Source organism: Plantactinospora sonchi (assembly GCF_036422035.1).
GTDB lineage: Bacteria > Actinomycetota > Actinomycetes > Mycobacteriales > Micromonosporaceae > Plantactinospora > Plantactinospora sonchi.
On the sequence record NZ_JAZGQK010000007.1, the window covers coordinates 1 to 13,117 of the forward strand.

Genomic DNA, 13,117 nt, shown 5'->3' on the forward strand with positions numbered 1-13,117 from the left:
GCCGCCGGTGAGGGTGAAGCTGTCGATGTCGAAGAGGCCGCCGGTTCCGGTGCCGGTGAAGACGAGGTGGAGGGGTCCGGTTCCGTTGGTGAGGGTGGTGGTGATGTTGGCGTAGGTGCCGTATCCGCCGGTGTTGGGGACGGTGGCGGTGCCGAGTAGTGGGCCGGTGGGGGATTCGGTGCGGATCTGGATGGTGCCGCCGGTGCCGCCGGAGGCGACGCGGGCGGTGAAGGTGGTTTTGCCGGTGGGGTTGGTGGTGTTGTAGGCGAGCCAGTCTCCGTTGTCGATGTAGCCGACGCGGTTGCCGCCGTGGGCGTTGGGGTCGGCGACGGTCTGGGTGCCGGACTGGCTGGTGTACGACTCGGCCTCGATCCGGCCGGTCGGCGGTGGCGTCCCGGCGCCGAGGGTGAAGGAGTCCAGGTCGTACAGGGCCCCGCTGCCGCCGGTGAAGACCAGGTACAGCGTGGTGGTGCCGGTCGGGGTGTTGGCCACCGTGCCACTGACCGTGGCGAAGGTGTCCCAGGAGCCGGTGACCGGTACGGTCGCCGAGCCGAGCAGGGTGCCGGTCGGCGATCCGGCCCGCAGTGACAGGGTGCCGCCGGCGCCGGCGGACGAGACCCGGGCGGTGAACGACGTGACGCCGGAGAGCGCGTACGGGGTGAAGCTGATCCAGTCGCCGTGGGAGATCTCGCCGACCGTACGGCCGCCCTCGGCCGAGGTCTTGGCGAAGGTCAGCACCCCGGACTGGGCGTCGAAGTGTTCCGCCTGCCGGTGCCGGGGCTGGGTCACGTGCTGCTTGTGCGTGGTGGCACCGCCGTTGTCGGTGTACTCGGCGTCCCAGACCCCGAAGACGTTGGCGGCGGCGTCGTGTTCGCCGTCGACCGGCACGGTGATGGTGCCGGAGCAGCCGCTCCGCTCGGTGATCTCGTGTGCGTGGCTGTCGTGCCCGAGCAGGTACGTCATCTTCACCCGGCCGCAGTCGATCGTGCCGTCCTCCGGGTCGGTCACGGTGATCTGGAAGGGCACCGTGTCGCCGTACGAGAACGGCTGTCCGTCGGCCGGCGCGAGGATGGTGACCGTGGGGGCGGTGTTGCCGACCGTGATCTGCACGCTCGACGTACCGGTGGCCCCCTGCGGGTCGCGGACGGTCAAGGTCGCCGTGTACGTGCCATTCGTACCATACGTCTTCGTCGGGTTCGCCGCAGTGGAGGTGGTGCCGTCGCCGAACGCCCAGGCGTACGTCAGCGCCCCGCCGTCCGGATCCGACGACCCGGCCGAGGAGAAGGCGACGGTCAGCGGTGCGGGGCCGGAGGTGCGGTCAGCGCCCGCCCGGGCCACCGGTGCCCGGTTGCCGCCGCCGATGTACTCGACCCGGTACAGCGCCGAGTTCGCGTCGCCGTTGCCGAAGCCGGCGCCGTAGTCGAGGACGTAGAGCGCGCCGTCCGGTCCGAAGGCCATGTCCATCACCTGGGTGCCGCGCCACGGGAAGGTGTCGATCGTGCCGGCCGATCCGTCGGCGTTGACGTGTACGGCCCTGATCCAGCGGCGACCGAACTCGCCGGCGAAGTAGAGCCCGTCGAAGTCGGCCGGGAACTTCACCGTGGAGGGGTTGGCCGGGTCGTACCGGTAGACCGGTCCACCCATCGGCGACTCCGAGCCATTGCCGAACTCCGGTGGCGAGCCGGCGTCGCCGGCGTACCGGATCCAGGCCGGGCGGGCCGGCGGCAGGGTGCTCTGGCCGGTGTTGCGGAACGAGTTGTTGGTCGGCCCGCTGGTGCAGTTGTACTTCGGGCCGGTGCTGTTGGTGGCGAAGTTCCACTCGTTGTACGTCTCGGCCGCGGTGTTCGTCCCGGTGCAGTACGGCCAGCCGTAGTTGCCGGGGGAGGGGACACGGTCGAACTCGACCTGCCCGCTCGGTCCCCGGTTCGGATCTGTGGAGCCGGCGTCCGGGCCGTAGTCGCCGACGTAGACCACGCCGGTGGCCTTGTCGACGGACATCCGGAACGGGTTGCGGAAGCCCATCGCGTAGATCTCCGGGCGGGTGTTCGGGGTGCCCGGGGCGAACAGGTTCCCGGCCGGCACCGAGTACGTCCCGTCGGCGTTCACCTTGATCCGCAGGATCTTGCCGCGCAGGTCGTTGGTGTTGCCGGAGGAGCGCTGGGCGTCGTACGCCGGGTTGCGTTCGGTCCGCTCGTCGATCGGCGCGTAGCCGGCGGAGTCGAAGGGGTTGGTGTCGTCGCCGGTGGACAGGTAGAGGTTGCCGGCCGCGTCGAAGTCGAGGTCACCGCCCACGTGGCAGCACATGCCCCGGTCGGCGGGTACGTCGAGGATCACCCGCTCGCTACCGGCGTTCAGGGACCAGTCCGGGTTGAGGGTGAACCGGGACAGCCGGTTCACGCCCTGCCAGGCGGCCCAGGTGCCGCTGCTGCCGGTGGCCGGTGCGTCGCCACCCGGGGTGGACAGCGGCGGGGCGTAGTAGAGGTAGACGTACCGGTTGGTGGCGAAGTTCGGATCGGCGGCGACGCCCTGCAGACCCTCCTCGTCGTGGGTGTAGACGGCGAGGGTGCCGATCACCGACGTCGTGCCGCCCGCGTCGGTGCGACGCAGGGTGCCGTTTCGTGCGGTGTGCAGCACCGAACGGTCCGGCAGGACGGCAAGGGTCATCGGCTCACCCGTCTCGGCGAGTCCCTTGGCGAGTTCGACCTGCTGGAACGCGGCCGGATCGATCGGATGGGCGGCGGCGGGGGAGGGCTGGAGCACCGCGCCGCCACCCCAGCCGAGCAGTGCGGCGGTGACGGCCGCGACGGTTCCCCGGATGGTCCTTGACCGGCGCGCGGTGGCGGGGTGAGCGGCGGGGCGCCGGTGGCCCCTGCCGGCGTGGCGGTTTGCGGTGTGGTGGTGACCTGCGGTGATCCGGATCGTGGTCAGCCGGCTGATCCTGGGCATGCGGTTGCTTCCGGGCATGCGGCGGCGCTCCTCTTGCCGGCCACGGGCCCTGCGGGCGCGGCGCGGCGGACGGGGGTGGCGGGGTGCGGGTGGCGGGGGCGGCGGAGAACGACGGGACGGGAGCTCGTGCCGTGTTTCGTGGCGATGACCCTACAAAGACAAACTCATGAATGCAACAATCTCGATTAATAGCGAAAGAACTTGGCGACAGGCTGCAAGTTGCGTATGTGTGCAGGTCAGTGCTGCGGGACCGGTCGGGACCAGGCGCTCGGGCCAGGTTGACCGCCTCCGATCGTGCTGTCCGGACGGCGAGCACCGGGTCACGCCGGAATCAAGAGCCGTCCGGGCATGGCGCGTGGCCGGCTCAGCAGGTAGAAACATGTCCATCCACCACACCCCGCCCGGTACGGCGTGGTCGGACGGTCGGGAGAGCGCTCTCACGGCCGACCGTGGCCGCCCCGGGCACGTACCGCCACGAGCAGGGAGACGCCCTGGTGAGTCACTTCTGCGCGGGACCACCGCCGTGGTCGCTCCGCCCCGCGGTCCCGTACCGCACCTTCCCGCCCCGCCGGGGACTGCCCCGGCCATGGAGAGGACGGACCGTATGACAACGCAGACACACAGCAGCCCGGGCACCGGACGACGGCGTCCCGGCCACCGGCTCGGCAACCGGTCCCTGCCGCTCGGCCTCGTGCTGGTGTCGGTCGCCGCCATGACGGTGACGAACCCGACGGCGTCCGTCGCCGGCCCGCCCACCACGTCGGCGACGCCCGTCGGCGCGGCGGCGACAGGTCCGACGGCGCTCGGCGCCCCGGGTCGGGGCACCTCGACCCTCGGCCCGAACGTCACGGTCTTCGACCCGAGCATGCCCGTCGGCCAGATCCAGGCGGCGCTGGACGCGACGCACGCCACGCAGGTCGACAACGAGATGGGCACCAACCGGTACGCCTTCCTGTTCCGGCCCGGCACCTACGGCACGGCCGAGCAGCCGTTGCAGATCAAGGTCGGGTACTACACCGAGATCGCCGGGCTGGGCGCCTCGCCGACCGACGTGGTGATCAACGGCAAGGTCGAGGTCTACAACCGCTGCCTCACCGAGGGCGGCACCGCCAACTGCCTCGCGTTGGTCAACTTCTGGCGTACCCTGTCGAACCTGTCGATCAACATTGACGCCTCCGGTCAGGACGACTGTCGGGCGTCGGCCAACTTCTGGGCGGTCTCCCAGGCGGTCTCGCTGCGGCGGCTCAACATCACCGGCGGCGGACTGTCGCTGATGGACTACTGCACGGCCGGTCCGCAGTACGCCAGCGGCGGCTTCATCGCCGACTCGCGGCTGCCGTCGGTCACCAACGGCTCCCAGCAGCAGTGGCTGACCCGCAACAGCGAGGTCGCCGGCTGGTCCAACGCGGTGTGGAACCAGGTGTTCGCCGGGGTCGTCGGGGCCCCCGACGACGCCGCCTTCCCGGACCCGCCGTACACGACGCTCGACACCACCCCGCTGAGCCGGGAGAAGCCGTACCTGTTCGTCGACCCGAAGGGCCACTACCAGGTTCGGGTACCGGTCGCCCGGCGGAACACCAGCGGGGTCTCCTGGGGTACCGGCCTCACGCCGGGGCGTACGCTCCCGCTCTCCGCGTTCCACGTGGCGACGCCGTCGGACTCGGTCCGCACCATCAACGCCCAGCTGGCCCGGGGCAAGCACCTGCTGCTCACCCCCGGCGTGTACGACATCGCACACAGCATCGAGGTCCGGCGTCCGGACACCGTGGTGCTCGGCCTCGGGCACGCCACGCTCACCGCGGTCGACGGCGCGATCCCGCTCGACGTCGCCGACGTCCCGGGTGTGGTCGTCGCCGGGGTCACCGTGGACGCCGGGCTCAGGGAATCGCCGGTGCTGCTCCGGGTCGGCCGCAAGCACGGTCCCGGCCGGAGTGTGCCGGGCAACCCGACCACGCTCTCCGACGTGTACTTCCGGATCGGCGGCCCGCACGTCGGGAAGACGCACATCGCGTTGGAGGTCAACAGCGACAACGTGCTGATCGACCACGCCTGGGTGTGGCGTGGCGACCACGGCGTCGAGGGCTTCACCGAGGGCGTCAACGGCGACACCGACCGCTGGCGGACCAACACCGGCCGGTACGGCGCCGTCATCAACGGCGACCGGGTGACCGCGACCGGCCTGTTCGTCGAGCACTTCCAGCGGTACAACACCGTCTGGAACGGTGAGCACGGCACGACGGTGCTCTACCAGAACGAGCTGCCGTACGACCCGCCGACGCAGGCCGACTGGATGAACGGCGACGTCGAGGGGTACGCCGGCTACAAGGTCGGCGACCGGGTACGCCACCACACCCTGTACGGCGGCGGGGTGTACGTCTTCAACCAGAACAACCCGTCGATCCACACCGAGAACGGCTTCGAGGTGCCGGTGACGCCCGGCGTCCGGTTGTACCACGTGATGACGGTGAACCTCAGCGCCGGCACGATCGACCATGTGGTCAACGGCCTGGGCGATCCGGCGGACACCACCCGGACCGGTGCGCCGGTCTACGTCACGGAGTATCCCGCTCCCTGACCCGGAACGACCCGGGCGTGCCGTCCACGTCGACGGCCCGCCCGGGTTCAACCGGCCGCATCCTCGGTCGGCAGCAACCGGTCCAACTCGGCGCGCTGATCGGCCCGGGTCCGTTCGATCTCGGCGGCGACGGTCCGGGTGGCCGGTTCGACGCCGTGTTCCCGCTCGGCCCGGGCGAGCCGGACCGACTGGTCCAGGTGGGCGCGGGTCAGTTCGGCGAAGAGGTCGGCGGCGGTTCGACCGGTGGCCCGGCGTACCGCGGCGAGCTGCGCCTGCGTCGCCATTCCCGGCATGTCGTGACCCTCGTGGGGGTTCGTCGTGGGACCGCCGGAGCGGTCGTGCAGGGCGCGCAGCCGACGCAGCGTGTCGCGGTGGGCGGTCTCGAACCGGCTGACCAGGGCCCGCAGCTCCGGGTCACCGACCCGGTCGGACAGCAGGTCGAACACCTGGATGATCCGTTCGTCCATCGCGATGGTCAGCTGCAGCCAGGCCGTGTCGGTGCCGCTGAACCCGCCCGGCGTGGCCGGGGTCGTGACGGTTGTGGCCGGTACGGAGCCGCTGACCGGCGTGCCGGGGCCGGCGGCGGGCGGCGGACCGCCGGTGGTGGCACAGCCGGCGAGGGTGGCCGCCAGCAGGACGGCGAGTAGGGCGGGGTGACGGCGAGACCGCACAGATCCTCCAGGACTGGGGAGCGCTCTCCCCGACCTGCCACGGTCTGCCCGGGTCCCTGCCGACGTCATGGTGGTGATCGGGTCGAGATACCAGTGGATAAGGCACGGACCGTGTCGATCAGCGGAGAGATGTCCCCACATTGACACATGGCCATGCGTCGGTCAAAGTGAAGGTTGAGAGAGCGCTCTCTTCTGCTCGTCCCCCGCCCGCTCTCTCGCCGTCCGACCGCTCACCCCCCGGCGCATCCGCTCCGCTTCTCCCGCACCGAAGTCGTACCCCACCACAAGCACCCCGCCTCACCACCTCACCGCCCCGTCGTGCACGGCACGGCGGGGCGCGGATGCCGCCCGTCGGGGTTTCCCCGCCCCCCGTCCCACACCAGAGGAGTACCGATGGACCGGGCTGTCCCACCGCCTGACGCTCCACCACACGCGCCACCCCGGCACGGCGTCCCCCGTCGCCGGCTGGCCGCCGTTGTCGTCACCATGGTCGCCCTGCTCGGCGGCTATCTCGTGGCCAGCGCCGGATCGGCCGGCGCCGCCGTCGCGCTGCTGTCCCAGAACCGTCCGGCCACCGCCTCCTCGGTGGAGTCCGCGGCCACCCCCGCCTCGGCGGCGGTGGACGGCAACCCGGGTACCCGGTGGTCCAGCGCGGCGGCGGACCCCCAGTGGCTCCAGGTCGACCTGGGCAGCCTGGTACCGGTCAGCCGGGTCGTGCTGAACTGGGAGGGCGCCTACGCCCGCGCCTTCACCATTCAGGTCTCCGCCAACGGCACCGCCTGGACCACCGTGCACACCACCACGGCCGGCACCGGCGGTGTCCAGGACCTCACCGTCTCCGGCACCGGCCGGTACGTCCGGCTCAACGCCACCCAGCGGGCCACCCAGTGGGGCGTCTCGCTGTGGGAGTTCCAGGTGTACGGCGAGACCGGCGGCAGCGCCGACTGCGGCACCGCCAACGCCGCCCAGGGACGACCCGCCACCGCCTCCTCCACCCAGTCCAGCATGTTCCCGGCGGCCGCGGCCGTCGACGGCGACGCCGGCACCCGGTGGTCCAGCGCGGCGGCGGACCCGCAGTGGCTCCAGATCGACCTCGGTGCCAGCCGGTCGATCTGCGGCGTGACGCTGAGCTGGGAAGCGGCCTACGCCACCGCGTTCCAGGTCCAGACCTCCGCGACCGGTACGACCTGGACCGCGATCTACTCCACCACCACCGGTACCGGCGGCACCCAGGCGTTGACCGTCAGCGGCACCGGCCGCTACCTGCGGATCCACACCACCGCCCGGGGTACCGCCTACGGCGTGTCACTGTGGGAGGTGCAGGTACGGGTCAGCGGAACCGGACCGACCACCCCGCCGACGACCACCCCGCCCCCCACCACCACCCCGCCGCCCGGCGGCAGCACGCTGCTGTCGTACGGCAAGCCGGCGGTCGCCTCGTCGAGCCAGCACGACAGCAACTGCTGGGAGTGCACCCCGGCCCGTGCCTTCGACCAGGACCCGGCGAGCCGGTGGGCGACCAGCAGCACCACCGGCTGGGTCGACCCCGGCTGGATCTACGTCGACCTCGGGGCCACCGCCACCATCCGCCAGGTGGTCCTCCAGTGGGACCCGGCGTACGCCACGTCGTACCAGATCCAGGTGTCGCCGGACGCGAGCAGTTGGACGTCGGTCTACTCCACCACCACCGGTCGGGGTTTCCGGGAGGCGTTGACGGTCAACGGCACCGGACGCTACGTACGGATGTACGGCACCGCCCGGAACAGCCCGTACGGCTACTCGCTCTGGGAGTTCCAGGTCTACGGCAGCGGCGGCAACCCGACCCCGCCTCCGGCGCAGCCGGCCGACCCGACCTTCCCGGCCACCCGGCTGGTCTTCAGTGACGAGTTCAACGGCGCGGCCGGCGGCAAGCCCGACCCCGCGAAGTGGACGATCGACCCGGGCACCGGACAGAACAACGAGGTCCAGTACTACACGAACAACAACAACGTGCAGCTGGACGGGGCCGGCTCACTGGTGCTCGAAGCCCGGCGGGAGACGGCCGGCGGTCGGGACTACACCTCGCACCGGATGAACACCAGCAACAAGTTCCACGTGCAGTACGGGCGGATCGAGGCCCGGATCCGGGTGCCCAAGGGCAACGGCCTGTGGCCGGCGTTCTGGATGATGGGCGCCGACTTCCTCACCGGGCGGCCGTGGCCGTACAACGGCGAGATCGACATCATGGAGGTGCTCGGCCGGAACACCCTCGAGGGCTACTCCACGCTGCACGCGCCGGCGTACAACGGCGGCGGTGGCTACGGCCAGCGGTACACCGTACCGGGCGGGGTGGACCTCTCCGCCGGATTCCACGTCTGGGCGGTCGAGTGGGACAGCCGGGGCATGACGTTCTCGCTCGACGGCCAGACCGTCTTCGTGGCCAGCAAGGCCACCGTGGAGTCGACCCGCGGACCGTGGGTCTTCGACCACCCGTTCTACCTCATCCTCAACCTCGCGGTCGGCGGCGACTTCCCCGGGCCGGTGGACGGCAGCACGCCGTTCCCCTCCCGGATGTACGTCGACTACGTCCGGGTCTACCAGTAGGAGCTGCCATGTACCGGACATCGATGCGCCGACGGCCGCGTACCGTCTCGCTCGTCGTCGCCCTGCTCGCCCTGCTCGGCGGCTATCTCGTGGCCGGCGCCGCGCCGGCCGCCGCCGCCGACGTGCTGCTCTCGCGGGGCCGCCCGGCCACCGCGTCCTCCACCGAGAACGCCGGCGCGCCCGCCTCGGCCGCGGTCGACGGCAACAACGGGACCCGGTGGTCCAGCGCCTTCGCCGACCCGCAGTGGCTGCGGGTGGACCTGGGCGCCACCGCCACCGTCAACCGGGTCGTGCTGCGCTGGGAGGGCGCCTACGCCCGGGCGTTCACCATCCAGACGTCGTCGGACGGCAACAACTGGACCACCATCCACAGCACGGCGAACGGGACGGGCGGCGTCCAGGACCTCACCGTCTCCGGCACCGGGCGGTACGTCCGGCTGCACGCCACCCAGCGGGCCACCCAGTTCGGCGTCTCGCTCTGGGAGTTCGAGGTCCACGGCACCGGCGGCTCGGCGCCGCCACCGCCGCCGAGCGGTCCGATCGTGCGGGTCTCGGAGTTCCTCGCCGACTGCCCGTTCAGCCACCGGCTGCCCGACGACCCGATCGTCTACCCGAACCTGCCGGGCGCCTCGCACATGCACAGCTTCTTCGGCAGCCGGGTGACCAACGCGTACACCAACGTCGGTGACCTGCTCGCCGGGGCCAGCAACTGCAACCCGGTGGTCGACACGTCGTCGTACTGGGTCCCCACCCTGTACGCCGACAACCAGCCGGTGGAGCCGGTCACCGGCATCTTTTACTACCTCGGCGAGGGGGTACGCGACGACGTGATCGCCCGTATCCAGCCGTTCCCGCTGGGGCTGCGGGTGGTGGCCGGCAACGCGCGCGCCACCGCGCCGGACGCGACCACCATCTCCCGGTGGTCGTGCCTGCACCACAACGAGGTCGGGGCGTCGAAGGACTTCATCACCTGCCCGGCCGGCAGCATGCTGGAGTCGTACCTCGACTTCCCGCAGTGCTGGAACGGCCGCGACCTCGACTCGCCGGACCACAAGAGCCACATGGCGTATCCGGTGGGCGGGGACTGCCCCTCCACCCACCCGGTGCCGGTGCCGAAGCTGCGGCAGGTGCTGCGTTACCCGGTCAACGGCCCGGCGTCGCGCTTCCGGCTGGCGTCCGGGGGAGGCTTCACCATGCACGGTGACTTCTTCAACGCCTGGCCGGAGGAGGAACTGGCCCGCCGGGTGCGGGACTGCATCCGTCCCATCATCAAGTGCGGGACCGACGGACGTCCGTGACCGACACCATCCCCGCCGGCTCCGGGACGACCGGGCCGGCGGGGAGCCCGGCCGGGGCCGGGACCGGCTTCGTGGCGACGCCGGCCGGGGCCGGCTCGGTCACGGCCCCGGACCGGGCAGGGGTGGTGACCGCTGATGCTATAACTGGTGCCATGACGGCCCGCCCGGCGGACGCGACGGGACGCCCCACGCTCGAGCAGGTCGCCGAGGCGGCCGGGGTGTCCAGGGCCACGGTCTCCCGGGTGATCAACGAGGTACCCACCGTCGATCCCCGGATCCGGGCCGTGGTCGAGCGGGCGATAGCCGAGATCGGGTACGTCCCGAACCTCGCCGCCCGCTCCCTGGTCACCCGACGCACCGACTCGATGGCCCTGATCGTCTCGGAGCCGCCGGGGCACACCGTCTACGAGACACCGTTCCTGCAGCGGCTCTTCACCGACCCGTACATCGGACGGGTCACCGCCGGGGCGCAGGAGGTGCTCCGCCCCCGGGGCATCCATCTCGTGATCATTCCGGCGGATCCACCGGCACACCACATGGTCACCCGCTACCTGCGGCAGGGACACGTCGACGGGGTGCTGCTCATCTCCAGTCACGGCGCCGACCCGCTGCCCCAGCACCTGGCCGACCTCGGCATCCCGGCGGTCCTGTCGGCCCGACCCGGCCGACCGGTGCCGGTCAGTTACGTCGACGTCGACCAGCAGGCCGGCGCGCGGCTGGCGGCCGAGCACCTGATCGGCCGGGGTCGCCGCCGGTTGGCCACCATCTGCGGTCCGCAGGACATGCCGGCCGGGCAGGACCGTCTCGCCGGCTTCCGGTCGGCCGTCGCGACCCGCCTCGGGGTCGAGGTGCCGTCGGTCCAGGGCGACTTCACCCGGGGCAGCGGCGAGGCGGCGACCCACCGGTTGGTGGACCGGCATCCGGACATCGACGGCCTTTTCGTCGCCAACGACCTGATGGCGGAGGGCGCGGTCCGGGCGTTGCAGGAGCGCGGCCACCGGGTGCCGGAGGACGTCGCGGTTGTCGGCTTCGACGACAGCATCGCCGCCCGGGAGTCACATCCGCAGCTCACCACCGTCCGCCAGCCGGTGGAGGAGATGGCGGGCGAGATGGCGCAGCTGCTGCTCGCCCAGTTGCGCGACCCGCAGCGGGCGGCGCGGTCGGTCATCTTCACCCCGACACTGGTGATCCGGCAGTCGGCCTGACCCACGCTGCTCCCGCGACGGTGCCGAGCACCCCGTGACCGGGGCTGGCGCCGGTGGTTCCGGTTCACCACCGGCTGCCGCCCGGTGTGCGCGATCTCCCGGCAGGTCGATGCCGCCGGGCTCGCCGTCGTCCGGGTCGCCCCGAGGCGTCGCTGTCCGGGTGTCGTCCGGTCTAGCCGTCGGACCTTCCGCCGGCGGGCGAGCGGCTGTCCAGGTCGTCCGCCAGCGGGGAGGCGACCCGGTCACCGGCGTCCTCGACGCCCGACTCGCTGCCGCCCGGCCGTACCTCGCCGTCATAGTTGTAGACGGGGTACGTGGCGCCGTCGCGGTCACGCGTCGCCGTCGTCTGGACGTAGCGGTGGACCAGCCCGTCGAGTTCGACCTCGATCAGTGCGGTGTCGTTGGCCGGAGCGAGGGTTCCGTCCCGTGGGCCACCGAGCAGGATCACGTTGTTCTGCGTTGTCATGGTTGCCCTCTACCCAGCATCGGACCGGCGCATACCTGGCGAAACCCGGACGCCGGTCCGACCCGGCGCGGGTGGGCCGGGACCACCAGGCAGAAATCCAGGTGGATGAATGTACTCTGCCCTGAGACGACGACCGCCGCAGCGGCCCGGCCGGCTTGGCGGCACGACGCAAGCCGGAGCGGCCACCACCGCACAGCCCAGGAGAAGCCCCATGACACTCCGCACCGCCGCGGCCGTCGTACGCGGCGCCGGCGAACCCTTCAGCGTCGAGCAGATCGTCCTGGACGGCCCCGCCGACCACGAGGTGCTGGTCCGGATGGTGGCCGCCGGGATGTGTCACACCGATCTCACCGTGCAGGCCGGCTTCGCGCCGTTCCCGTTGCCCGGGGTGTTGGGGCACGAGGGCGCGGGGATCGTGGCGGCGGTCGGCGCCACCGTCACCTCGGTCGTCCCCGGCGACCGGGTGCTGCTGTCGTTCTCCTCCTGCGGGGCCTGCGGCGCGTGTCACACCGGTCAGCCGTCGCTCTGCCGGACCTGGCTGTCCCGCAACCTGTTCGGCGGCGCCCGCCCCGACGGCACCGCCCCGATCGCCGACGCTGACGGCGGCGAGTTGCACGGGCACTTCTTCGGGCAGTCGTCCTTCTCCGCCCTGGCGCTCGCCGACGAGCGCAGCGTGGTCCGGGTCGACCCGGACACTCCGCTGGAGGTGCTGGCACCGCTCGGCTGTGGCGTGGTCACCGGCTTCGGCACCGTGCACAACGTGCTTAAGCCGTACGCCGGGGCAAGCGTGGCGGTCCTCGGTGCCGGCAGCGTCGGGCTGAGCGCGGTGATGGCCGCCGCGCTGACCCCGGCCGCGCGGATCATCGCCGTGGACCGGCTGCCGGAACGCCTGGCCCTGGCCCGCGAACTCGGCGCCACCGACACGGTGGACACCGGCTCCGGCGACCTGACCGAGGCGTTGACGGCAGTCACCGGCGGCGCCGGGGTCGACCGGATCCTCGACGCCACCGGGGTGCCCGAGGTGATCGCCGCCGGCATCGCCAGCCTCGCGGTCGGCGGGATCTTCGTGTTCGTCGGCGCACCACCGTTCGGCACCACCGTCCCGGTGGACGTCAACGCCATGCTGCCCGGCCGGTCGGTGGTCGGGGTGACCATCGGCGGCGCGGAGACCCGATCACTGATTCCCGCGCTGGTCCGGCTGCACGCCCAGGGCCGGCTTCCGGTGGACCGGCTGGTCACCCCGTACGACTTCGCCGACATCCAGCGGGCCGCCGAGGACATCCACGCCGGCCGGGCGGTCAAACCGGTGCTCCTGTTTCCCGACGGCCGCTCCTGACCGGCCGCTTCGCGGTGTCCTCCGCCCGGCGCACCTC

Annotated in this window: 8 protein-coding genes; 5 read left to right on the forward strand and 3 right to left on the reverse strand. The window is 71.9% G+C overall.

Annotated features, from left to right (window positions below):
• A partial coding sequence (locus V1633_RS09395; RefSeq protein WP_331213832.1) for a carbohydrate-binding protein occupies positions 1 to 2,964 on the reverse strand: 2,964 nt, incomplete at its 3' end.
• A 694-nt stretch (positions 2,965 to 3,658) separates the two neighbouring features.
• Between V1633_RS09395 and V1633_RS09400 the strand changes: the two genes are divergently transcribed.
• The gene (locus V1633_RS09400; RefSeq protein ID WP_331214191.1) at positions 3,659 to 5,521 is read left to right on the forward strand and encodes an adenylyl cyclase; all 1,863 of its coding nucleotides are present in this window, start codon (positions 3,659 to 3,661) and stop codon (positions 5,519 to 5,521) included.
• Between the two features lie 47 nt (positions 5,522 to 5,568).
• Here the strand turns inward: V1633_RS09400 and V1633_RS09405 are convergent, their stop codons facing one another.
• Positions 5,569 to 6,192 carry a DUF305 domain-containing protein gene (locus V1633_RS09405; protein ID WP_331213833.1) on the reverse strand — a complete coding sequence of 208 codons (624 nt, stop codon included), beginning with the start codon at positions 6,190 to 6,192 and terminating at the stop codon, positions 5,569 to 5,571.
• 393 nt (positions 6,193 to 6,585) lie between these two features.
• Between V1633_RS09405 and V1633_RS09410 the strand changes: the two genes are divergently transcribed.
• The 3 genes from V1633_RS09410 to V1633_RS09420 all read left to right on the forward strand — a co-directional run bounded on the left by V1633_RS09410 (position 6,586) and on the right by V1633_RS09420 (position 11,278).
• Entirely contained in the window at positions 6,586 to 8,775 is a 2,190-nt protein-coding gene (locus V1633_RS09410) for a discoidin domain-containing protein (protein WP_331213834.1), read from the forward strand.
• 8 nt (positions 8,776 to 8,783) lie between these two features.
• Positions 8,784 to 10,073 (forward strand): DUF1996 domain-containing protein, encoded by a 1,290-nt coding sequence (locus V1633_RS09415; RefSeq protein WP_331213835.1) that lies wholly within the window; start codon positions 8,784 to 8,786, stop codon positions 10,071 to 10,073.
• 152 nt (positions 10,074 to 10,225) lie between these two features.
• On the forward strand, positions 10,226 to 11,278 hold the full coding sequence (locus V1633_RS09420; RefSeq protein WP_331214192.1) for a LacI family DNA-binding transcriptional regulator: 1,053 nt from the start codon (positions 10,226 to 10,228) through the stop codon (positions 11,276 to 11,278).
• Positions 11,279 to 11,450: 172 nt separating this feature from the next.
• On the opposite strand, the gene V1633_RS09425 is transcribed toward V1633_RS09420, so the two are convergent.
• Positions 11,451 to 11,744: a hypothetical protein gene (locus tag V1633_RS09425; protein ID WP_331213836.1), complete on the reverse strand. Its 294-nt coding sequence runs from the start codon at positions 11,742 to 11,744 to the stop codon at positions 11,451 to 11,453.
• A 211-nt stretch (positions 11,745 to 11,955) separates the two neighbouring features.
• Between V1633_RS09425 and V1633_RS09430 the strand changes: the two genes are divergently transcribed.
• Complete coding sequence (locus V1633_RS09430) at positions 11,956 to 13,080, forward strand: NAD(P)-dependent alcohol dehydrogenase (RefSeq protein WP_331213837.1); 1,125 nt, start codon at positions 11,956 to 11,958, stop codon at positions 13,078 to 13,080.
• Positions 13,081 to 13,117: the final 37 nt, after the last annotated feature.